The sequence below is a fragment of the Caballeronia sp. LjRoot34 genome, from assembly GCF_964253815.1.
Lineage (GTDB): Bacteria > Pseudomonadota > Gammaproteobacteria > Burkholderiales > Burkholderiaceae > Caballeronia.
The window spans coordinates 134,793-157,616 of the sequence record NZ_CAXUSB020000004.1 but is presented as its reverse complement, the minus strand read 5'-3'; the positions used below and the strand labels follow the sequence as shown (position 1 = coordinate 157,616).

At 58.8% G+C, this 22,824-nt stretch carries 19 protein-coding genes and 3 pseudogenes; 12 read left to right on the top strand and 10 right to left on the bottom strand.

Translation table 11 applies throughout. From position 1 onward, the window contains the following. Nucleotides 1–233: 233 nt before the first annotated feature. The 3 genes and pseudogenes from ACSQ36_RS41105 to ACSQ36_RS41095 form a co-directional block, all read right to left on the bottom strand. A complete protein-coding gene (locus ACSQ36_RS41105) occupies nucleotides 234–938 on the bottom strand; it encodes a hypothetical protein (RefSeq protein WP_436186637.1) in 705 nt (234 codons plus the stop codon). Further along, nucleotides 925–1,902, bottom strand: coding sequence for an AAA family ATPase (locus ACSQ36_RS41100; RefSeq protein WP_436186636.1), 978 nt, complete (start codon nucleotides 1,900–1,902; stop codon nucleotides 925–927). The genes ACSQ36_RS41105 and ACSQ36_RS41100 overlap by 14 nt, the downstream gene beginning before the upstream one ends. Nucleotides 1,903–1,926: 24 nt before the next feature. Further along, nucleotides 1,927–3,084, bottom strand: a pseudogene (locus ACSQ36_RS41095) (integrase); the annotation flags it as partial. An 84-nt stretch (nucleotides 3,085–3,168) separates the two neighbouring features. Here ACSQ36_RS41095 and ACSQ36_RS41090 point away from each other — a divergent pair. Genes ACSQ36_RS41090 through ACSQ36_RS41075 form a run of 4 tightly spaced genes read left to right on the top strand, consistent with a single transcriptional unit; the run spans nucleotide 3,169 to nucleotide 8,733 of the window. After that, complete coding sequence (locus ACSQ36_RS41090; protein WP_436186635.1) at nucleotides 3,169–4,617, top strand: site-specific integrase; 1,449 nt, start codon at nucleotides 3,169–3,171, stop codon at nucleotides 4,615–4,617. Continuing rightward, nucleotides 4,614–6,494: an integrase gene (locus ACSQ36_RS41085; RefSeq protein ID WP_436186634.1), complete on the top strand. Its 1,881-nt coding sequence runs from the start codon at nucleotides 4,614–4,616 to the stop codon at nucleotides 6,492–6,494. Before ACSQ36_RS41090 ends, ACSQ36_RS41085 begins: the two co-directional genes overlap by 4 nt. Then, on the top strand, nucleotides 6,491–8,374 hold the full coding sequence (locus tag ACSQ36_RS41080; protein ID WP_436186633.1) for an integrase: 1,884 nt from the start codon (nucleotides 6,491–6,493) through the stop codon (nucleotides 8,372–8,374). The genes ACSQ36_RS41085 and ACSQ36_RS41080 overlap by 4 nt, the downstream gene beginning before the upstream one ends. Continuing rightward, complete coding sequence (locus ACSQ36_RS41075; protein ID WP_436186632.1) at nucleotides 8,371–8,733, top strand: hypothetical protein; 363 nt, start codon at nucleotides 8,371–8,373, stop codon at nucleotides 8,731–8,733. The genes ACSQ36_RS41080 and ACSQ36_RS41075 overlap by 4 nt, the downstream gene beginning before the upstream one ends. Nucleotides 8,734–8,890: 157 nt before the next feature. Here ACSQ36_RS41075 and ACSQ36_RS41070 read toward each other — a convergent pair. Further along, nucleotides 8,891–9,742: pseudogene (locus ACSQ36_RS41070) on the bottom strand (helix-turn-helix domain-containing protein); the annotation flags it as partial. After that, nucleotides 9,702–10,373, bottom strand: a complete 672-nt coding sequence (locus ACSQ36_RS41065; protein WP_436186631.1) for a hypothetical protein — start codon at nucleotides 10,371–10,373, stop codon at nucleotides 9,702–9,704. The pseudogene ACSQ36_RS41070 and the gene ACSQ36_RS41065, both read right to left, overlap by 41 nt. A gap of 287 nt (nucleotides 10,374–10,660) precedes the next feature. Here ACSQ36_RS41065 and ACSQ36_RS41060 point away from each other — a divergent pair, with 287 nt between their 5' ends. From ACSQ36_RS41060 to ACSQ36_RS41050, 3 genes are read left to right on the top strand one after another with little or no spacing between them, the layout of a single operon-like run. Next, the gene (locus ACSQ36_RS41060) at nucleotides 10,661–10,960 is read left to right on the top strand and encodes a hypothetical protein (protein ID WP_165989488.1); all 300 of its coding nucleotides are present in this window, start codon (nucleotides 10,661–10,663) and stop codon (nucleotides 10,958–10,960) included. A 13-nt stretch (nucleotides 10,961–10,973) separates the two neighbouring features. Then, entirely contained in the window at nucleotides 10,974–12,365 is a 1,392-nt protein-coding gene (gene gmtY / locus ACSQ36_RS41055) for a gamma-mobile-trio recombinase GmtY (RefSeq protein ID WP_436186630.1), read from the top strand. 9 nt (nucleotides 12,366–12,374) lie between these two features. Next, entirely contained in the window at nucleotides 12,375–13,448 is a 1,074-nt protein-coding gene (locus ACSQ36_RS41050; RefSeq protein WP_436186629.1) for an integrase family protein, read from the top strand. Here ACSQ36_RS41050 and ACSQ36_RS41045 read toward each other — a convergent pair. Then, nucleotides 13,445–14,467, bottom strand: coding sequence for an IS30 family transposase (locus ACSQ36_RS41045; protein WP_436186628.1), 1,023 nt, complete (start codon nucleotides 14,465–14,467; stop codon nucleotides 13,445–13,447). The genes ACSQ36_RS41050 and ACSQ36_RS41045 overlap by 4 nt on opposite strands. A 56-nt stretch (nucleotides 14,468–14,523) precedes the next feature. Here ACSQ36_RS41045 and ACSQ36_RS41040 point away from each other — a divergent pair. The 5 genes and pseudogenes from ACSQ36_RS41040 to ACSQ36_RS41020 form a co-directional block, all read left to right on the top strand. Next, nucleotides 14,524–14,580 (top strand): annotated as a pseudogene (locus ACSQ36_RS41040) (VPA1269 family protein); the annotation flags it as partial. A gap of 243 nt (nucleotides 14,581–14,823) precedes the next feature. Then, a complete protein-coding gene (locus ACSQ36_RS41035) occupies nucleotides 14,824–16,080 on the top strand; it encodes a hypothetical protein (RefSeq protein WP_436186627.1) in 1,257 nt (418 codons plus the stop codon). Beyond that, nucleotides 16,077–16,742, top strand: coding sequence for a gamma-mobile-trio protein GmtX (gmtX, locus tag ACSQ36_RS41030; RefSeq protein WP_436186626.1), 666 nt, complete (start codon nucleotides 16,077–16,079; stop codon nucleotides 16,740–16,742). Before ACSQ36_RS41035 ends, gmtX begins: the two co-directional genes overlap by 4 nt. 595 nt (nucleotides 16,743–17,337) lie before the next feature. After that, on the top strand, nucleotides 17,338–17,826 hold the full coding sequence (locus ACSQ36_RS41025) for a hypothetical protein (RefSeq protein WP_436186625.1): 489 nt from the start codon (nucleotides 17,338–17,340) through the stop codon (nucleotides 17,824–17,826). Nucleotides 17,827–18,274: 448 nt separating this feature from the next. Continuing rightward, complete coding sequence (locus tag ACSQ36_RS41020) at nucleotides 18,275–18,823, top strand: hypothetical protein (protein ID WP_436186624.1); 549 nt, start codon at nucleotides 18,275–18,277, stop codon at nucleotides 18,821–18,823. 181 nt (nucleotides 18,824–19,004) lie between these two features. Here the strand turns inward: ACSQ36_RS41020 and ACSQ36_RS41015 are convergent, their stop codons facing one another. The 4 genes from ACSQ36_RS41015 to ACSQ36_RS41000 form a co-directional block, all read right to left on the bottom strand. Then, nucleotides 19,005–19,841 carry a universal stress protein gene (locus ACSQ36_RS41015; RefSeq protein WP_436186623.1) on the bottom strand — a complete coding sequence of 279 codons (837 nt, stop codon included), beginning with the start codon at nucleotides 19,839–19,841 and terminating at the stop codon, nucleotides 19,005–19,007. Between the two features lie 341 nt (nucleotides 19,842–20,182). Then, nucleotides 20,183–20,704: a hypothetical protein gene (locus ACSQ36_RS41010; protein ID WP_436186622.1), complete on the bottom strand. Its 522-nt coding sequence runs from the start codon at nucleotides 20,702–20,704 to the stop codon at nucleotides 20,183–20,185. Nucleotides 20,705–20,895: 191 nt separating this feature from the next. After that, nucleotides 20,896–21,111 (bottom strand): hypothetical protein, encoded by a 216-nt coding sequence (locus tag ACSQ36_RS41005; RefSeq protein ID WP_436186621.1) that lies wholly within the window; start codon nucleotides 21,109–21,111, stop codon nucleotides 20,896–20,898. 143 nt (nucleotides 21,112–21,254) lie between these two features. Continuing rightward, entirely contained in the window at nucleotides 21,255–22,718 is a 1,464-nt protein-coding gene (locus tag ACSQ36_RS41000) for an MBL fold metallo-hydrolase RNA specificity domain-containing protein (protein WP_436186620.1), read from the bottom strand. Nucleotides 22,719–22,824: the final 106 nt, after the last annotated feature.

The following is a 22,824-nucleotide window of genomic DNA, read 5'->3' as shown; positions in this document are numbered from 1 at the left end:
TTCGGTTTTCTGTCTACGGATGGATCGCCTGGACGAGCGCGAGAGCACGCTCGTGTGTGGGCTCGGGAGTAGTGGTGAGCTCGAAAGTGGGCGCGTCGGGGCCGGCGTTTGGCGTAGACCGAAATAAATCTGTCACAACTTCGCTAGTAAATCTGTCAATTCGCCTAAATGCAACGGCGGCGGCGAGAAAAATCACGAGAATTCAACAGGTTGTCGGACGCGAATTAAAAGTGTCACCGCCTCATGGCGCGTAAGTCGTCAGCCGGCGACCGTGGACGTTGCTCAGGACGAGGGACGTCCATATTGTCGTCCGAGCGAACACGCAATCGATGACTGATGGCAGCGCGGTCCCGCCTGCGCATCGCCGGGGTTGTCGAAAGTAGCGAAAGGCGCCCGTAGCTGAAGTGCGAGCGGCACGAGACGCATCGGAACGGTGCTTCGACGAGGCTGGTGTTGACGATGTAGGGCGTCTCTTCCCCACAGTGCAGGCATCGCGTTTCGAGCGATTGCCGATGCGCAGGACAACGGTCTTCATCGTTGAGTTGATACAGCACACTGTGGTAGCCATGTGCCGCGCACTGTCGGCAATACCGGAAAGCGGGGTGGTAGCGACCAGGGACCGCCGCGTCGAGCAGCGATGCGTGCAGCACGTTCTCGGGCAGGCGCAGCAGACGACGAAGGCGCTTGAGGTTGACGACCTCGCGCACAGGAGCCACGCCTACAGACGGGTCAATATCGGGGTCTATCAGTTGAACGAGGAAATCGGCAGCGAGTGCGTTTGCACAGCCGAACTTCCACAGAATCGAGACCAGTGATTCTCCCGGTACTAGCCATTTGAGATTGAATACGCTCCCGAGCGCCAGACGGAGTTCGCGCTCGTCAAACGCCAGAATCGGGAAACGAGGCGGCTTAAGCGCCGCCGGCTTACGCCGTCGCAAGCACGCGGCCGGTGGCATGTCGAGACTGAACGTAACCGCAGTGACGCACCGAGTGAGTCCACAAAGCTGCGTCGGGGCAGTAGCCTGGTGCATCCTTGAGTTCGCTGTCCTTGAGCACGATCTCGACAGCGCGTGCGAATGATTCCATGGGCAAGTCCAGGATCCCCGGCAAGCTCGCCTTGTGGTGTGCGTCCTCGAACGCCTGCCACAGAACGGTGGCGTCGCTGGTCAGTCGATAGCCGGCGTCGAAGGACTGAGGCACATAGAAGCGCGTGAAGCTCCAGGGGGTCCGCTCGGGATAGGCGGTCTGGTCGTAACCATTAAGGCACGTTGCGACATCCTCGGCGTTGCGGATGCCGGAGAAGGCAAGTTCTTCGACCATAAGACGCGCGACGATCTGCGTCTTGTGCGCAACCTGGAGCGCCGTCTTCTGTGCAAGCAGTTCCTCCTGTCCAACGAGAAACGTGAACAGTTTGATTTGCTGACGATCGAGCGCGTCGTGCACGTCGCGCAGCCATTCGTACTCGTGGTCATTCAGTCTCTGCGCCTCGTCGCAAAACAGGATCACGGTGCCACTTCCGGCCCTGGCGGCCGCCTCGCGAATGCGCAACGAGAGTCGCGTTCGTTTGGTCGACGTTGTGCCGGCATTCGGACAAGTGTCGCCGACCGCCTCAAGCAGCGTTGCGAAGAACGGGCCCTCGGCGTGCCGCGGCTTGTGCTCGCACTGTGCATGGTAGGTGGTGATCTTCGGGTATTCGCGTGCGAGTAGAAGCCGCACGTACTCGATGGCGCGGGTCTTGCCAACCCGCGACGGGCCATAGATGAGCGCACCCATGATCCGGTAGCGCAGACAGCGCGTGACGAGTTCGTAGAAGCCTTCGATCGCGGGTGTGGCGAGACGGTAATTGCCAGTGACGAGTGGATGCAGCGATGGATCGACCGGACGCGGTATCTTCAGCGACATGACACACTCCCTAAAATGACGAAGTTAAAATACTTGGCCAGTACCAATCGAGAGCTTTCGTGGACGCACCGGCGTGGGTGGCGGAAGTGAGGCGAGCCCGTCGGTTTGCGATTGCGTCGATGATTGCGTGCGCGCTGTAACTGCAGTTTCGCTCTCGGCGGGACGGCTCGGCCCGAGCGGCGTGCGTACGGTCGATGCCGACGCCAGCGACTGCTTCGTACGGGCAAGATCGGTCGCCGCCTTGCGCGTCTTCTTCGCCTGTGTGAACTTCTCCTGAACGTAGGCTTCGATCGGATTCATGCCGGCGTCAGAGAATCGCTGGCGCTTGCCTGACTGTTTGCAGATCTCCTGACGTAGCTTGAGGTTGTGCGGCACCAACTGCCACGCGCCCTGAGCGTCAAGTACGCCCAACTCCGTGCCATCCGCGAGAAAGGCCCGTACGGAGCGAAGATCGTCCGCGTTCATGTAGATCAGCAGACGCTGGCCGATCAGATGCGTACTGGCAGCAAGCACACGGTTTGTGTAACGGACGCGGTAAAGGTTGATGTGCGGACGCACACCCTGCCCGATATAGGCCCGAACGCGGCACTGCCTTGCCGATTGCATCAGACAGAGCGTTCGGCGACGCTGTTCAGCGAGCCACGCCAGCAGCGTTTGCCTGCCACCCACGAAGTACTCCATGGCTTCCAGCGGCGTCGCGTTGTTGAGGCCGGTGTGGGGCGTACCGTTGTAACTTGAGATGGCGTACTCAACCAGTTCACCCAATTCGTCAAGGGAGACGTAGAGGCGCAGGTCGCCTTTAGGATCAGCGAGTGCCCGACGCAGGTCTCGTGGATGAGAACCGGTGTAGCCGGGTAACCGAGATGAGAGGCGACTGGCGATCGTGCCGAAGAACCGCTCGATATAAGGCCGTTCGTCGGGACTGTATTTCGGTCCGGCGTCAGCCACGCAGCCAACGAACTCGCATAGCGCCGTCAAGGTCTCATTCGCGAGATTTGCCTTCGCGTTGTCGAGCTTCATCCATTCCCAGGTTGCATACGCCAGTTCGGGTAGGCGCTCCGACGGAAAGCCGTCCTGCGTTCCACGGGCGAGGCCAGCTATCGTGAACGCCCGCGCGTGATGAGGTTCGAGCGCATTCTCGATTGTCTTGATGACGTCGTAGCGGCTGTATTCTCTGGCTATATGCGCAAGTGAAGAACGATTTCCCGATACTCGCAGGCTGTGTTAAAGCGGACGCCCGCACAAACACAGCAGAGGATCTGCATCATGACAGCAAGACGAACGACCATCCGGCAACTGCCGTTGACCGAGGTCGTTGACCGCGACACACCCGGCGCGACGCCGGTCAGTATCACCACCCCCGAGGGCGGCACCATCTATCACACGGTCCCGCTCGCAGACCCCGACACCGGCAAGCGACGCGACACCCGCCCGAAGTGGATCGCAGGCACCTTCCCCCTCTTTCCCGTTGTCCGACTTGTTGACGGCGCGCCGTGGGCTGAGGCGAACCTCTGGCTCATCGATATGATCGAGTCGAAGTTGTCGCCGAACATGCTGACGTTCGCCTGCATCGCTGACGACCTGGTAGCGTTCCGTCGTTATCTGGATGACGAGGGTATCGACTGGCTCGTCTTCCCTGTGAACAAGCGGCAACGTCCGACCTACCGATATAGCGGCTCGATCAAGATGGCGGTGCAGGCAGGCGAACTGTCTCCGGGCGTTGCCAAGCGTCGTATGGGCACCGTGGTGCGCTTTTATCGCTGGCTGATGACCGAAGCAGGCTTTCGACCCACGAACGCGCCGTGGGTCGAATCTGATCGCTTCATTGAGTTCAAGGACGAGAAGGGCTTCAGCGGCGTGATCGAAGTCAAGACCACCGACCTGTCGATCAGTGGCCGGCGCGTAGAAGACCCATGGGACGATCACATCCAGGACGGTGGTCGCCTGCGCCCGCTCCCCTCTTCCGAGCAGTCGGCGCTGCTTGAATCGTTAGCCGCACTAGGCAACACCGAGATGACGCTCGTTCATCTCTTCGCGCTGTTGACGGGCGCCCGCATCCAGACGGTACTGACCGTGCGCGCGAAACACGTGATGCACAAGCCTGACGGGTTTCACGGCGACGACATCCGTCTCCCCTGCGGGCCAGGTACCGGCATCGACACGAAGGGCGGCGTCAAGGGCGTGTTGCATCTGCCGCGTGGTTTCTATGAGCGGCTGTACGTCTACGTGCACAGCGATCGTGCGCGCAAGCGTCGCCAGATGGCAGATGGCGGCGATCACTTCGACCAGCCGCTCTTTCTGAGCCATCGCGGTGCGCCGCTCTACGAGGACTGCGCGTCGCGCGCCCCGGTGAGCACTGGCTCGCACGTACGCCGTCACGTCAAGACAGGGCAGGCCGTGCGTCAGTTCATCAGGGACGAACTGTTGCCCATGATGCGCGTGCAGCTCGGCAACCCCAGGTATGCGGTCAGCTTCCACGACCTGCGCGCGACTTACGGGCTGAACATGGTCGACACGATGACAGCGAATGAGACGAAGTACACCCGGGCACTCGATCAGTTGCGGCAGTTGATGTGGCACGCCCGGCCGTCTACGACTGAGATTTACCTCGGCTACCGCGAAAACCGCAAGCTGTTCGACGCTGTGCAGGACGGGTGGAGTGCGCACCTGTCGACGCTGGTCACGCTCGCCCTCGATTGCGCGGTGGCATCATGAACCGGCTGTACGAGGAAGTGCACATGCCGCTCACGGAAGGCACGACGCTGCTGCGCCCCGAGCGCGCGCTGCTCAAGTGGGAAGGCATTAGCAACCGTTCCGATATTGGGCAGATCTGCTACCTGACGCGTGACACGTCGAGCACGCGGCACACACGACACACTTTCGACCATACAAGCTTCAGCAGCGAACGCGCCAAGGTCGTACGCATGCTGGTGAAACAGCTTTCCGAGCGCTTGACCCTTGGTGCAATGCGTCCGAATACGGTCTATCTTGCTCTGCGCGGCGTGCTTGACTTCGCCAACTGGGCCGACAGGCTGGGCTTGCATCAGGTGCTCTGTGACGAGAAGGCTACGGCGGAGGCGGTTCATCGTTACTTTCGTGAGAAGCGTGAACAGGTCTCGCTGGGCAACCTGAACCACAATACTGTCGCGCGCCTTCAGCCTAATCTGTTGTCGATGCTACGTGAGTTATTCAGAAACGACGACTTCTGCGCCGATGCGAGGGTGCTGCGCCAGCAACATTATGCTTACGCACCGACAGTTGTGCCCGACGCCGAGGCACAAGCCGCCTTGCTCGCGTGGGCTGACGCGCTCTTCAGCAGCATCAGCACGCTGGTGCTCGACTTCAAGCCATATCCGGTGCGCGTGACCACGGCGCGAGGTGAGAATCTTTGCCTTGTTCCGCACACACATGGCCGTGGTGAAGGGCACGACTCGAACGGCTTGTTTGGCTGGAATCTGGAGACGGGACAGCTGCGCACCCGGGAAGAACTCACGAGGCGCTTGGCCGAGGCTGGAGCTAAAAATCCTCGCCATCGTTCGTGGGGCATCGCGCGGTTAACGGCTAAACATCTTACGGCGGCCAACGAGGACGTACAGTCACCGATCCGCCGCTCGCATGCTTCGATGGCGGCCTCTTGCTTCGCCGCGCTGTTTCTGGCTGAAACGGGCGTCAGCCTCGCGCAGCTGCTGGCAATGAAGTGGAGCCCGGAGCTCGCCGCGAGCCTGCGGGATGCGTCTGTTGTACGTCAGAAGTTTCGCGAGGTTAAGTACCGTGCAGGTGGAATGGAAGTTACGTTCACCGTCTCGCTGGCCTTCATGCCAAAGCTCAAGGCGTATCTGGCATTGCGCAAGTATCTTGTCCAGGACGCAGACTGTGACACGTTGTTCGTCGTAGTCGGGCATCATGCGCAGCTGCGGCGGCTAACGGGTCTCTCAACCCAATTCCTTGATCGGCTTTACAGTCGACTCGGTACGCTCGGGATTGTGCTGCCGCGCATTAGCGCACGTCAGTGGCGTGCGGCAAAGCAGGATTGGGCGGTGAGCAATCACGGCCCTGTCGTCGCAGCCAGGCTGATGGGCCACTCCTTGGCCACGGCGCTGCGCTCGTACTCGAACGGCACGGACACCGCGCACAAGGCTGAGATGGGCGCATTCCTCGCTTCAGTTGAGAAGACCGTGCTGAAGGCCGGCAACGACCCGGCGGGCTCCATCAAGAGCGCGGTGGGCGTCTGCATCGAGTTCCACAAGCCTGCGCCGATCGCCGCTTCGGTCACCGTACAGCCTGACTGCCGCTCGACCGAAGGGTGTCTCTTTTGCGACCAGTACCGCGTGCACGCTGACGCCACCGACATCCGCAAGCTGCTGAGTTGCCGTCACTGCATCAGGCTCGCGAGCGGGCGTGCTGGCTCGTTCGAGCAATACGAGAGCTCGTTCGGCGCGGTGCTGCGACGGGTCGAATTCCTCCTGAATGAACTATGCAAGCGCGACGCCGCGCTGGTCGGTCAGATCGAGCACGACGTTGATATTGATGGAAATCTTGACGCTTTCTGGTCGACCAAGCTTGATCAGCTTTACGAATTGGGAGTGGCATGAACAATACGCTAATCGCAGCGCTCGCCGAGCGCCCCGACTGGTATCGGATCGAAGACGATGCGGTCGTCACTCACGACAAGGCCGGGAACGCTGCTTCGCTGTTTGGTGACGACGCCTGGGACATCCGTGCATATACGATTGGATCGCGCCGCACCCATATCCACTTTAGGGGTCACCCGCTTAACGACGCAGGCCGCATCCTTTCAGCCACGACTACGCGTCAGTGGAAGCAGGTCATGTACTTTCTTATGCACGAAGTGACCGAGACGGTACCGGCGTCCAGTACTCTTCAATCTTGTTCATTTTACCTGAAGGACTTCACTTTCTTTGCCGCCGAACACCAGCTTACTCTTTATGAAGGGCTATCCAACGTCGCTGTTGTTCTGGACTATGTGGCACAAGCTGGGATCGACATGAAGGCCCAACGCCTTCATTCGATTCTGGCGAAGCTTCACCGGCTGGGCGCCGAGGCCACAGGGCTGCGTGTGCCGTTGGCCCAACTGCATAAGCCTCTGCTCGAACGCTCCGCGCAACGCGCCGGAAACTCACAATACGCGGTCATCCCGACGCGGATCTACCAACACTTACTGTCGACCTGCGAGCATGACCTCGGGATCGCTGAGAGCGTCGCGAACGCGCTGTCGGACTACCTCGCGCGCGCATACGCTGGCGAACGCCCTGACGTCTGTGCCGCACTGAAGACGGCTGCTGTCCACTTCGGGTGCAAGGACTCCCCTTACATCGTGTTGTCGCTTGTGGCGTCGATCAGCGCGTTATGCCAGCTTGTCATCCTGTCGTTCACCGGCATGCGCGCGATGGAAGCGGAGAACCTGCCGTACGACTGTCTGAGCGAGGCCCGGCTGGATGGCGTGACGCACTATGCCATCGAGGGCGTTACGACCAAGCTGTCCGGCGGGCGTCCCAAACGCGCATGCTGGGTGACAAGCCCGCTCGGTGCTCGCGCCGTCAGGCTCGCGCAACGGCTGTCGGGCGAGGCGCACCGTGCGCACAGCGCACCAGGCTACGCCGAATCGACGGACGGTTCCCGCCTGCTGTTCTGTCGGATGGGTCTGCATCTTAAGTACGTGGCAAACCGGGCGCCCAGTACCATACATAACGATGTCGAAGGCTTTCGTGAGCGCGTCTTCCCGACGATCACGGCCGAAGACATCGCCGAACTGAAGCGTGTCGACATGCACCGCGCATGGGAAGACGAACCGAAGTACGCGGTCGGGCAGCAGTGGCCGTTCACGCGTCATCAGCTTCGCCGCTCGCTCGCGTTGTATGCGCAACGCAGCGGCCTCGTCACGCTGCCGACGCTCAAGCGTCAGTTGCAGCACATCACGCAGGAAATGAGCATGTATTACGCTCGTGGCTCGGCGTTTGCGAAGGGCTTCATCGACACCGACAAGGCTCACTTCGCGAAGGAATGGGCCGAGGCACAGGGCCTGTCCGAGTACCTTGCGTACGCTGAGCAGGTGCTGTTCTCTGACGAGCGGCTGTTCGGCGGGCACGCAGCATGGACACAGAGCCGTGCCGTGCAGGCGTCGCCCGTGTCGGTCTACTCACGCGAGCAGACGGTGAGGATGTTCGGGAAGGGCGAACTGGCGTACCGCGAGACGGTGCTTGGCGGCTGCGCCAGCGTCGAGCCGTGCAAGTCGACGGCGCTCGACTGGATGCGTCTGGATTGCCTTGAATCGAACTGCCGTAACCTCGTGGTCATGCCGTCGAAGCTTCAGCGCGTGATCAAGGCGCAGCAGGCCACAGTCGAGAAGCTGCGCGCTGCCGATGAGGCGAGCGTCGAATGCCGCATCGAGGCACAGACGCTGCAACGACTGCTTGACGCGCAAGAGAAACTGATGAAGCCGGAGGCCGCATGAGCGATGCCATGACCGACTACTACGCCGCCCTTGAGCGGCTGAAGAAGCGCAAGGGTGCGCGTATCAACAACGATACCGTGGCGATCGAGGCGGGCCGCAAGAAAGGCAGCATCAAGAAGTCGCGCCCTCAGTTCGCCGGGCTGATCGAAGCAATCGATGCGGCCAACGCTGTAGCCGAGCGGCCAAAGCTCGAGCTGACGGAACGTCTGAACCGCGCGAAGGGCGACGCGAAGGATCTGCAGGTACAGCTTGACGAGTCGCTGGCTCGTGAACTCGCGCTGCTGCGTCAGGTATTCAGCCTGCGCAAAGAACTGGCCGTGCTGCGCAGCGGTAGTGTCCTGCCGTTGCAGTCGCGCTAGATGTCGAAATAAAATAAAGCAAACTTGCGGAGGAAAATGGACACGCGATGGTCGTTGTGTCCACTTTTTCTCCCAATCTAATGGACAACCCGCAGTCTGCCGATTGCAGCATTTTCAAGGCTCCGCCTGATGTCCATCGTTTTTCTCTTGCGCGTATGGCTAACGCGATGTGATAACCGAGCACGGCGCGCGTACACACGTCTATGATTGCAAGGAGCCAAACCCTCTCCATCTCGAATTCGTGTGCAAAGCCGAGTGGATCGCGTACGACAACCTTGAGCCGGATGTCGAGCCGGTGGCCGTCGAATTCGACGACCTGATACGGACGCGTCGCCGCGGGCGTACCTGCTGCGTCGAGGCGAGGCAAGCCCTTGAGGTGCGGCGCTCCGGCCGAGCGGGCCGCCGTCCCGAACGTGCGCAACATCTCATCCTTTAAGCGTCGTGACAGCGAACGAAGTGCACGGTCGGCTGTGTTGAACGGATAGTCACCTGCCGTCAACCCTACCGACCGACATTGGTGCAGGAAGTCATCGTGTAGCGATTGCAGACCGCGCAGGCGAGTTCGTAAGTGACCGTCCGTATGTATCTGCTCAAGCAGTACCCTGCGACGTTTGACCTGAAGAAGCAGCCATCCTGCAAGCGCCGGATAGCGTTCAAAGAGTTGCGCCAGAGCGCCAGCGGCGCCTCGACTGCCGCGTTCGCCGTGCACCTGTACGTCGCGCACTCGCTCATAGTCTGCGATGCGCATGTAGCGGATAAGTCCCCGAAAGCCGAAAGGGCGCCCGTCAGGATGCTGTTGCTGCGCGCGTTCGAGCCAGCGGTACAGTTGACGGCGATTGATACCGGCGGACTGCTCAATTTCCCTGATCGATTCCCCGGCGACGTAGCGCAATATGGCCTGTTGGCGCTTCTCGAACATGTTCCGCGTCGCCTGGTCAAACTCGGTATAGGCGACAGTGGGCCAGGCGCTAACGTCGATCGCCTGCAGATCTGGTTTGCGGCGATTCATAAGGTGCCTCCGTAGCCACGAATGGCGTGAGCAGGGACAGGGGTTGCGTTTGAATCTCGTGTGAGCTGACCCGGCCGTCATGAAGCAGACCAAACAAGGCAGCGCGAACCAGAACAGGATCGGTGGACGAGAATTCCCGCTCGATATCGAGCAATCGTTGAGATTGCTTCAGGAAACGGGCGATCGTTCCGGACAGCGTTGACGGAATGAGACCGCGGTTGGTGACAAGGTAGGGGAGCATCCGCTGCCAGTTGTCGAGCCATACACGCGCAGCGGCTAGTTCAGCCGGCGCGACAAACCGGATCAGTAACTCGTTTTCCTCATCGTCGCAGGGGAATGGTGTAACCGATCCATCAATTTCAGATTCTATGAGGATAACTAATTCTCGCAGATCGACGTAATGGACCCAGAAGTCAGCGAGACGACGGGATCCGTTGATCATCACATAGCCCGGGCGTTCGCAAAACGCAATCACTTTGGGATTCGTCTCAAGGAGCAGCCATTGGTCGAGCAGCGGACGCCGGTAAAACATGACGCGGCGCGCAAGCTTCGGGCTGAATACTTCGAGCCGGTGGCCGCCGCGTGGACGGGCGAGCGCGACTGGCTCTGGAATATACAGAGAATTTTCCATAAGTCAGGGCCTTACGGACGGGATTCGAAGTGTAGGAGGCGAGGTGACGAATTTAATACGGACTTATGCGAATATTCCCCCCCGGCTGGAGATACATAGTTGGGGCGGATATAGGCGAATTGACTAGAAAACACCTCTCGAAAATGGCTGTTTTTACCTTGCGTTTTATAAAGCTATATCCTATTTATACATTCTATGTTTCGTTCGTTGCGCTATGTATCCGGGAATGACGGTGTCGAGTAGCTGGCTTTCTTTGAAAGCCGAGTAGCTTGGGCGGAGGTGGCGAAGTGCCGAGAGTTGATGAAACTGAGTTACGCCGCTGGCGAGAGCTGCCCGCCAATCTGTTGATTCCTTTGCTGACCATTCATTCTAAGTGCGACGCTACATTTGTGCCCATCAAGGGAAAAGGCACGGAGCGCTGGCAGGCCAATGTCTGTGGCCGAGATTATGAACTGATTACCGACGGACCAAAGTTTTACGACACCCGTGCCAACCGCGGCGGTGGGGGCGCGGTGGATTTGGTAATGTACCTGCACCGTCTCGATTTCCGCAGCGCCATCGCGCTGCTACGACGGTTGAACGCGTAGCGGTACCGCTCCCATGTTCGTGACCGTCAAAGCGAAGGTCTACACGGATTCCAGCGGCGCTTATAGGGAGCTTCCGGTCCTGCTGACGCCTGCGGGACCTCTGGAGCCACTGCTTGACTATCTGCTCGCCCGCAGCCATGACCGAAGCCTCGAATGGATGAAGAAGGTCGTGCGGTCGGTACGAATGTTCCTTGACTATCTGCTAAGCAACCCCGCAGAGACCGACCGCCATCGCCTATTCCTCAACTTCGCGCAGCGGCTCTATACGGGTACCTTTGAACTTGAAAGCCACCTGGACCCGAGCTGGCTATGCTGGGCGCCGCGTTCGCCCCACGACGCGCAACATATTGTGGCGCAGCTCACCGACTTCTTTTGCTGGCTTAGCGACATACGGCCATCTGCCGCCGCGGTAATTCCTCGATACGCCGGCGGTGCCTACGACCGCATGCTCGACGAGGTGGCCTACCAATATCGGCGCAACCATGCGTTTCTGGGGCACACGTGGGCAGTCAACGCCACCCCCGAATACACTGGACATCGGGCGCGATACAGACGCCTGCCAAGAGTCGAAATGGATGAGCCACCAGCGTTCCCTGAGGAGCGCTTCGCGGAACTGCTGTTCGAGGGATTCAAAGCCGGCAATCGGTACGACTACCGGAACATGCTCATCACGCTGTTGCTGCATGGCGCGGGCTTCCGTGAGTCCGAACCGTTCCACCTCTATATCAGCGATGTGTTTCCCAATCCGCAGAGCACCAATCAGGCCATGGTGCTCATTCACCACCCGAGCTTTGGCACTGCGCCGTCGGATTGGCGTGACGAATGTGGTCGACCCAAGAAGGGAAATCGTGCGGCTTACCTCGCGGAGCAATTTGGCCTCGTGCCGCGTACTGAAGTGATGGACAGGCGCGCGGCGGGCTGGAAAGGCGGCACGCACGATGCCGCCTTCTATAAGCGGGCCTACTGGTTTTTGCCCGAGTACGGCGAGTTGTTTCTGAGACTGTGGTATCGCTACCTCGAACAGGTTGCGCGCGTCGCGCGTAACCATCCGTTCGCATTTATCAATCTGCGCCGCGACCCACTGGGCAAACCATATTCACTCGCCCAGTACAACAAGGCCCATGCAGCAGCCTGCGAGCGCATCGGCTTGACCGTGGCCAAAGCGTTTGGCACAACGCCACACGGTCATCGCCACGCTTATGGTCGACGCTTGACGAACGCCGGCATCGAGCGCGCACTCATTCGGCGCTTCATGCATCATGCCTCCCCCGAAAGCCAGGAGATCTATACGCAAGCCACCACCAAAGAGGCATTGGCCGCGCTGATGGCCGCCGCGCAGCGGCTGCAGGGCAACGCATCGCCGGGGCACCCACCTACGCCCGGGGGCTTTGAATTTATTCTGTGAGGGAACGAAGTGGCAAAGGCATCCAGAGGGAAGGCATCCGGTAGATCCGTACCCGCCAACAAAGTTAAGGGGTGCAAGCGAAATAGTGACCCGGCGCTGAGCTGGGTCGAGCGCGAATATCCCCAGTTGGCCGCTTGGCGCCTGCTTGCTGTCGAGTGGCTTAAGGGCGAGACCTTGGGGGTGAGCACCCGACTTTCCGCGCTGAGTGCTTTCTTCGAGAGGTACCTGGTTAGGCTGGACCTTCCGCTCGACCCGGCAGTATTCCTCGCGCGACACACCGTTCTGCCGGACTTCTATCGGACCGCATGTCCCGATTCCTACGGTGGTATCGCGTACAACAATGCCATCCACGCATTCCTGCACTTCGTCCTACTACACGAATTCAGCGTGTCGGACGACCATGGCCACCTTGTGATATCGCCCGCTTACCACAATCCGGTGGCGCGCGGCTCCGGAGCCGGACTACCCAAACGCGACGAGAGCGTGCACTCGCCGTTGCCTTATGGCTACATTGACGAGCTGCGCCAGATGCTAGCGGCGGGCTTGCACTTCCGCGACTGGCAGTGGGCACACAGCGCGTTGGGGGTAGGAATTGGGCAACGCGGATACCCAGCGCCTGACTGGTTCCCGGTGAGCGAAACTCAGATTGACCGGTCCGATCCGGACTGCGTGTGGCGTATCCGTGAACGCACGCAAACAGGTGGTGGCCCAGTGCTGGAGATGTGGAGTCCGGTGCGCTGGGTGGCTTTGCTGGTGAAGCTCATCCTACCGCTACGGACGTTCCAGGTGCGCATGCTCGATTCAGGCGAAGCCGACACCTGGCGGTACGAAGCAGGCCGCTGGGTGCGCAACCTACACCCGCTTGCACACGGCGAACACCGGCCGTTGCGCCTGGGCGTCTTTCGCCGCGGCGGGCTGCTTTCGGACAGTGAGTCCGCCTGCACGGTGCTCTACATCAACACGAACAAGACCGCCGACTTCGTCAGGTCAGCGCAAGAGAAGGGCTACATCCTGCCGTGGGCTGCCGGCGGCCCGGTGCACCAGGATGGGCGGTCTCAAGTCGAAGTGCAACAGCTAGGTTAATGTTTAGATGACGTTGCTAGATCCGCTGCTTGTAGCGTCGCGGCGAATACCTCGAAGGGCGAATGAAACGCGTGTGTGGCACGAGGTCGGTTGTTCAAGCTGTCGGCAATGATGTCGAGGTCCGCCTGACTATGGACGGAAAGGTCGGTGCCTTTGGGCAAGTACTCGCGCAACAGGCCATTGGTATTTTCACAAGTTCCGCGCTGCCACGGGCTATGTGGATCGCAAAAATAGACGTTCACGCCAGTTTGAGCGGCAAGTTCTTGATGTCGTGAGAGCTCACGCCCCTGGTCGTAAGTGAAGCTTTGACGCAAGTGTTCGGGAATCGAGTTGAGCTTGGCCGAGAAGCCGGCCAGTGCAGATTCGGCTGTGGCATCGTTCATCTTGGCGAGCAGTACCAGACGGCTTGTTCTCTCCACCAACACGCCAACTGAGGAGCGATTGCCTTCGCCTTTGATGAAGTCGCCCTCCCAGTGCCCGGGCATCACGCGATCCTCGATTTCAGGTGGGCGCACGTGAATGCTGACCATATTGGGAATTTGCCAGCGACGATCATTGCCCCGTGTGCGCGACATGCGGGCGCGATGAGCACGACGCAAACAAGCAATAAGTTGACGCCGTAATTCTCCGCCTGGGTGGGCGTAGATGGTTGTGTAAATCGTTTCGTGCGAGACCTGCAAAGTCGGATCGGTGGGAAACATACGCTTGAGGACTCCAGAGATTTGCTGAGGCGACCAACGCCACTCCAGCAGCGTAAGGACGACCCTCCAGCAGGCGCTGTGAGGCCCGAGTTTGGGCGTGACGGCAGTGTCAGCTCGTCGCGCCGAACTGAGCGCGTGCGCCGCCGCTGGGACATAACCGAGCACAGAGCTATTGCGCCTCAGTTCACGGCTGAGCGTAGAGGCCGAGCGCCCGAGTATTCGGGCCATGGCCCGAATACTCGATCCCCGTTGACGCAGGCTCGCAATCTCCAGACGTTCCTCGGCTTGCAACTGCTCGTACTGATTCGCTTTGTGCATTACAACACCTTATACGCTTCGGTGTTGCGCTTCAATTTTGAGCCCGCCATGTCTTCCATTGGCTGGAGAAGCTGCGTAACTGGCAGGAGAAGTACAACCCCGTGCGCTGTCGTACCGCCTGGATTGAATTAGACGGTCGCCACATGAAGGCCAAGAGTCAGGTGCAACTTGCGGGCTACCCAGACACATGCTTCCTCTTTCGGCTACCGGAGGCGCCAGCGGGGGAATACCACCTACCTATACGTGATGGCGCTTTGGAGATCTGCTGGTTCACGCTGCTCGAAGCCTTCGAGTCGCGCCTCGCTGACCGGGGCGAGACCCACTGCAACGGGGTACCCGTACGACTACTGCGGCCCATGCAACGGAGCGGCAGCCGTGTCACGCTCTTCCCGCTGCACAGCCTGCGCGTCTCGCTGGTCACGGCTCTGGCCCTTGAAGGTCAAGTGCCGTTCCCGGTGCTGCAGAAGCTGGTCGGCCACAGCCGCCTCATGATGACACTCTATTACACCAAGCCGGGTTCGAACCGAATCCGCGACGTGTTGGTGGGGGCCGCCCAACGGCTCGAAGCAGCCAAGCAGGCGAGCATTCAAAACTTCCTGCTCGATACGGAGCATGACCTGCTGCTCCAGCAGGCCATTTGCAACAGCCCCGCGAGCCTGTCCGCCGCTATCCCGCAGCACCCAGCGGCGCGTAACCCTGCCGGTTGGATGCCCATGCATCACGGCCTGTGCCTCGTCGGTGGCAACACCAGCGAAGTAGAAAGCGTCGCGACCATCGGCGGCTGTTACAACGGCGGACCTCAGATTACCGCAGGCTGCAGTTCGGTCAGTCCAAAATATGGCCCTGTCCCGGGCGGTAGCCGCAACTGCGTGCGCTGCCGTTGGTTTGTGACAGAGCCCCACTATCTGCCAGCGTTGGCCGCGCACTTCAACACGCTGGCGTACCACTTTGACGAGGCGCGCAACGCCTGTCTTGCCCACGAAGCGACTTTGCAGGAATTGAAGAAGCAAAAGGCGGAAGCGGAAGAGGCCCGGCAGCCCTTTAGCCGCCTCGACACGTACGGGCAAGCGGAGCGGTTGTGGGAATCCGCGATGAGGCGGTTCAGCGACCTGGCGGAGGACCTGGTCGCTTGTTATCGACTCATCGAGCGTTGCAAGGCCGCCCTTGAGCCCTTCCACGGCAGCGGAATGAAAATGGTCGCCGTCGGCATGCCGGCCGACGTGCAGTTGGTGTTCGAGGAAACCGAATCCGAACTATTGCAGTTGGCGGGCGTATGCGAGTCTGGCGAAGTCTATCCAGACCTTCAACCCGGCAAGGCGGTGTTCCGCCGAAGCCAGCTGCTCGACGCCGCGCTGTATCGTGACAATCTGCCGCCGATGTTCATGTTGCTGTCGGAAGAAGAACAACTCCGGGTGGGCAACGCGTTCATGGCCCGGCTCGCAGAGCAAATGAACCCGAATTCCGCGGCAGGACGACGAGAGGTGATTCGATTGATAGATGCCGGAGAAAGTCTTAGCCGGCAATTCGGCATCGACCTGACCTCGCTGCTACCTGCCATTGGCCCGGCGCACCGCTTGCCCACTCGCGACTTATTGGTGCGGAGCAGACGATGAACATGACGACGGAGATTCATCCCGATGTTGTACTCGAGTCGCTACTGGCCAAAGGTGCTCGGGCGCAACGGCGTCGCAATCTGGCACAGATGCATGAGCTCTGCCGCGGTCAGTACGACGTTGGCTCGCGCGACTTCTCGCTTCCATCCATTGGACGCCTGTGCGAGGCGCAGGGCTTGCTCAAGGGACGTGCGCTGTATAACGCCCAGTCCGCCGACTATCGCGCGCTCATTGAGGCGTGGGCAACGTACGCCGGTCCGCCTGCGCCAAAGGCATCCAAGCCGTTGGCCAGCTATGAATATCTGATGCGCATTGAGGACCCCGCCATCCGCTCCATCATGCAAGCAATCATCGCTGAGCGGGATAAGCTCAAAGCCCAGCTCAATGTACTGAAGACGCAAACGCAACTTACGGTTGACCGGCGTCCGCTCGGCGCCACGATTGTACCCACCCCATCCACGTACTCTGCAGCGGTGGCGACGATGTCCGAACATTTGACGCCGTCTGAGCGCAACGCTCTGCAAAACGCCATCTCGCACGAATTCCTAGAGGACCAGGGCTGGCAAGAAGGCAGTCATGGCGAAATCACGAACGCGAAAGGTCGAACGTTATTCGACGTTGGCTTCGCGAGGGCCATCCGCAAAATCCTAGGTCGCAATTAACCCAACACGAATCTCTGCCATGAAAGGAATGAGGCTGTCGTCATCCTCGTAACAAGGAACGGCACCGGTGCGCGCATCTGCTTACGGTAGGGAAGTATGTATTACGATGTACTTCTACATAGTTTCGGTGAGCCGCTGGCAGCTCCGTCACGTCGAGTCCTGCAGTCACTTGTTGGCCAACTATGTATGTCCAGGGTATAAGTTATGCGAATTGACGCTTTTATTTCGTTCGGACTGTAAGCAAAAATGTCACTTCAACGGCGCATCGGCCCGATATTTCGAGGCTCCGTCGGTGACGCATTTAATTTGGCCTACGGATGACCGCGCGCGCGGCGATGCACGCCATCTGCCGTCAGGATCACGTAGCGTTTCGGCTCGAGGGATCCGCAGGAGGGGTAGTCGCGAGCAATGAATAGGAGGCAAGAGCAACAGAATTTTCCTCTCCTGATCAAGGAGCTCATTGCGGGTGTCCGCGAGGTGGTAAAAAAACATCGACAAAGAGCAGATAAGCAAATGTATCACCGACACTCGTTCATTTTTATGCTTGTTAAGTGACTATAGAGAGTTGCCTCGCAACGGACGTGGCATCTTAAAAATGATAGTGGAGGTTGATGCGTATCCTGTCGACCCGCTCGAGGCCTTGCAGCGAAATTCTCCTATTGCCGCGCATGCCTATTTGGCGGGTGCGTTATTTCGCCTTGCGATTCTTCAAGAATATGCACTGCAAACTAATGAGCAGAGACACCATGAGGATTTCAGGGCATTCGCGGTCGCGGCGGCAAAGACAGGTCGTGCGGCGACGGCCGCATTAGTCGAGATAAACGATGCACCCGTGACCGCAATGACATTCCAGCGCGACGCGGGAGGGTGTCACCGGGTGGGAGACGAGCGCGAATGCTGGTGGTGGAGTACGTTTTCGTACAGCGTCGACAATATAGCGCGTGGACGTGCTCGCCTTTCGACAGACGAAAAAAATGCGGACGAGCATCTGCAACTTCTCTTGGAGGCAGAAAGGGCACGTGACCTTGAACGCATTCGTGAACAATTCAAGGAGAACGTCCTGCAGCCAATTTTCATACCATAAACTTATTCGACATGATCTCAAACATGAGGCTTTCCGCCATTCCTCAATAGCGCAAACCTGTGGTTAGCGTTATTTCTCGGCTCTTGCAGCTTATTAGTCGATGAGCGACAGGTGCGGGAAATGGATGCATTGCGGCAAGCGTGGCGGCTAAGGGCAGACGCACCTGAGTTTGATACAGGCCAAGGTGGCCTTCGCATGAAGTTCCTAAGCTAATCACAGGTTGCGTGCCTATGGAGACAATCTCACGTCGACCCGCTCTGTTTGCGTGAGCACCGCAATTCCAAAAATAGCCTATCGATCCTATCGACGTCGCGAGCACTACGGATAGCGCGCGTGCTGCAGAAAATATTCCAAACGTGAACCCCAAAGAGCATATCGATGATCACGCGACTATATGGGGGATCGGGCGCTGCCCGTCCCAAGAATGGGATTTCACAGGAGCATCCAGATGGCCGAAAAACCGTTGAATTGCCTTACTGATAGGCACTTTCCGCTGTTTGGCACGATCATCCATTGGTTCGCGCGCTACGAATTTCTGATGCAGGCCATCATAGCGAATGTCACAGGGTCGGATGTCGCTGCCATCATGCTGATGACGCGCGACTTGGACTTCAGTAAAAAACACTCGGTCGTGCTCGACCTGCTGCGCCATCGATCCATCCCCATAGATCAACTGGATCGTGTCGGTCAATATTTGACGATGCCGCATACGCGGACACGTCTACGCAACGACATAGCCCATTCGACCTGGATATTGAGCGAATCTCCCCACTTGATCCAGCCGAAATGGATCTTCAGGCTTCCTCCGAGCATCAAACCCGTGCGCGATGATTCCGACGTGTCGGGCGAGCACTATATCGAAAGCAACGAAGACAAACTCTCCTACTCGCTTGATGACCTTGAAGACATTGTCGCAGGGCTGGCTGAAAACTACCGACGGTTTTCAGAGTATCTCCTTCAGGTCGGGCTGATACATAGATCTGCATTGTCACTTTAGCGACGATCGTAGTATTTTGCCGGAAGGCGGCTGTGTGAAGCGCTTTGTTCGAGAAAGCGATCTAAGCCTTGAGGTATCGAAAGCCGCCGAGCTTGAATAGTGAAGTGCACGTTAGCCGTGTGTTTCAGCGCAGCAGTGCTGCTCCAACATTGGCGAGTCCGCCGATCCGCCGCCGCCCGATCTAATTCGACATAAGCACCGGAATTCGCATCGACGCAAATACTGTGCGGCTCATGCCGCCCAATATCAATTCCTGCCACCGCGAGTGGCCGTATGCGCCCATCACGATGATGTTCGCGCCGAATCCGGATGCAAACGACAATAGGGTTTCCCCAGGCCCAGCACCGTCAACCCCCTGAATTTCTCTATACTCGACTCGTGCGCCTTGCCTTGCGAGCGCGACAAGAAGGTCCGAAACGCAAGCGCGATTATCTCGATCCTCACCTTTCTCATTGATAGTAACCATGACAGTGTGCGTGGCAAGTTGCATCAACGGTAACGCGTCATGAACGGCTCTAGTAGCTTCCCGGCTACCATCCCACGCCACAACGACTTTGGATCCGAGAGGGTTCACCGGACCGGTGCATGGAACAACCAACACTGGTCCGCCAGCAGACAGAACTAATCGCTCGGGGTATCGATCGGCAAGATAGGTTTCGGGGTCGTCCGGGTCGTGCTGACCGGTGATAGTTAGGTCTGCACAGTGCGCATAGCGTGCCAATGAAATGGGCGCATACATTTCATTGGCGACCCAATCGCCTGCGACCTTTGTCTTAGCAAGCCTGGCCCGGAACAGTTTCTCGACTCTCTTGCGACGATCGATGCAGGTTTGCTCCAGCGAAGTGCAATAGCGCTCTGCAGCCGCACGTTCATAATAAAATCTAGGATCCGATGCGTAGTCTGTGAAAACGGCCGATAGATGTGCGCCGAAGCGCTTCGCTAAATGCAGGGCGCAGTCGAGCCGTCGAAGTGTGTGCTCACTCGTGTCCAGTTGCACAACGATGGTCTTGTAACTCATTTCGCGAGCTCCTGTCGTGGGCAATACATTTGGTGTTTGCAGGACCTACGTCGGTCCTGCGTGACCCAGGCCAACCGAGTGAATTGCGTTACAAGGAGCACCGTACAGTTCCACATAGGAACCATGTCGAGACATAGGGTCAAGGTATATGAATAATTTAGAACTATCCACTTGCTGAAAATACCTCAGGCGCTATAGTGTTCCGTCGCTTGATGATTGGCTGTTAAAAAGTCTTTCCAACTGCCCTTGCACGAACCTGTGCAGCTTCGTGGCTGATCATTCGAAAAGGCCGATTCCGTCTCGACCGCACTGAATATGGCTTCCAAGACTATGGCAAAGAGTTAGCGCACCGACCGACCTTCTCGCGTCTTTCGAATGATCTCGATACGCGTGTACGAGATCGCGACTATTAGGCCGAAGACGATGTGTAGTCCGCAGTTAGTCCATGTGCGAGCGTCTAGGAACCAGGCAAAAGCAGCCGTCATACCGTAAAAGTTGACGACATAAATAGCCGTCCCGGACAAGGCTCCGGTTAGCGACGCTATTCCTAGACTGGAATCCAAGTTAAACGCCACCATGAGCACCGAAAGAGCGACTGCGAACGCTACCGCCAGGATGAAATGAATCGCGAGCGCTACGACCACCATCACTACATCGAATGATGTTGGCCGCACGAAGACACTTTTCCCCAAAGCAATGGCGGCAACCATGCGAGGCGGTCCCCAAACGTTTCCGCCCATCGCGACAACGAGTATCGACGCCAAGAGGAGGAGAACCGAGCCGGCCACGATGCCTGAAACTGCAGCTGCACGCCAATTTGGAGATCGGCGCTCAAAGTGGTGAGAATGCAACTTGAGTTCCATTATTACCTCCACTGATAACTACGGCAGGCAACGCATGTCCGAAGAGCTCGGAGCGACTTTACCCTCGTGAGGGCCCGCGTGGTTACCGCCGCCCGCGATAGGTTTTATTTTCCGTATCCCAGGGAGCTAGATCATGATCTGCGTCAAGATCTAGCGTAACGCCATACTACCCAAGCAGGCTGGTTTCCCAGCTAAATGCGAGCTGGATGACGCCCTCGATCCGGTGGCGACTGTTCGACCATCTTGAAGGTGGACTTGTTTTTTGAGGTGGTTATTTCGTATGAAGTGGGTATCAGCAGCATGCCCGCACGGGTAATCAAAAGGGCGAGCAGCACGGCATCCGTGTTGGTGCCCAAGTCTATGTTTCTGCGGCGGTGAAACACCTCGTGGCCGATCATCGAGCCCATGACGAGAGCCCTCAGCAAACTGAGCTTCGAGCGCTTCGATGCAGCAGCTGTGGCCGTCTTACGTGAGCGCGCGACGAAAGCGCCCGTCAATCATCCACGAGTTTTTCTCGAAAAAATCCCTCCATTCTGCGGATACACCTCGATTAGGCCGCGGAAGCGGGGCCGGCCGTTTGATCGGCACCTGCTTCGCTAGTACTGTCTGCGGTCTGCACCATCGAGCATGGATGGACGCTGTCGCCACTCGCGGATGCCGGCAGCTCGACAGACTCGAGATACGTCGGTACATCGCATCGCCAGTGGAGCGTTTCTTCGATCCGGCGGCGCAACGCATCGGCGGCGGCAGGCTCTCCGTGGGTGATGAAGGTGCGCTCGGGCATCGCTGACATAGCCCCCAACCACGCCAGGGTCTCCTGATAGTCGGCGTGCGCCGACAGCGAAGAAATCGATTCGACTGAAGCGTGAACCGGTACATATTCGCCGTGAATTTTAATGCTCGGGGCGTGGGCCGCGAGTGCGGCGCCGCGGGTGCCCGCGGCTTGGTAGCCGACGAGCGCGATCGTATTGCGGCTGTCAGGTGCGAACGCCTTCAAATGATGCAGCACGCGCCCGCCTGTTGCCATCCCGCTGCCGGCGATGATTACCATCGGGCCGTGCCGCCTGGCTACCGCTTTCGATTCATCGACGGTACGCACAATCTCGGCCGCATGACTAATCGCATTGGCTTGCGTCGTTGTCAGCCGGTGTTCATCCAAGTGATGCTCGTAGAGCTCAGTGACGCTGGTTGCCATTGGGCTGTCGAGATAGACGGGTACGTCGGCCATCCGACCAGTCGCTTTCAACTGCGCGATGTAGTAGAGGATGGACTGCGCGCGACCGACCGCAAAGCAGGGAATCACGACCACGCCGCCACGCCTGAACGTGCGCGCGAAGATGTCCTCGAGTTCGGCAGCCGGATCGGTCGTGCTGTGCAGACGGTCCCCATAGGTCGATTCGACTACCAGGTAATCGGCGTGACGGAGCGGCAACGGCGCACGCATGATGGGGTCATCCGGACGGCCGAGATCGCCCGAGAAGGCGATCACCTTGCCCTCCATGCAGAGCACAACGCTTGCGGCGCCCAGAATATGGCCAGCCGGCAGCAAGCGGAAAGACGTGCGGTCGTTCAGTTTCATTGGCGCGTCGAAGTCGCGTGGCACAAGCAGCTGCAGTGCATCTTCTGCATCTTTGAGCGTGTAGAGCGGTAGTGCAGGATGATGCTTCGAAAAGCCGTGCCGATTGGCAAAATCCGCTTCCTCTTCCTGCAGCTTCGCGCTGTCGCGCAGCATCACGCCGCACAGATCGCGGGTACCACTGGTGCAGTAGATCGGTCCGCGATATCCCATGCGCGCAAGTACGGGCAAGTAGCCGCTGTGATCAAGATGCGCGTGCGTCAGAATGACGCCGTCAAGCGTATCGGTTGGGACGGGCAACGCACTCCAGTTACGCAGGCGCAGGTTCTTCGTGCCTTGGAACAGGCCGCAGTCTATCAGCAGCCTAAGACCCGCACCCTCGAGAAGGTACTTCGATCCGGTGACGGTCTCTGTTGCACCGAGGAATGTCAGTTTCATAAGAAGGCCTTCTACACGGGTGGAGTGCGATATGTCAGGTGGAGATTGGAGCTGCTAGTATCGTGAATTGGGGTTTCGCTCAATCTCCATGTTGTCGTCTGTATCA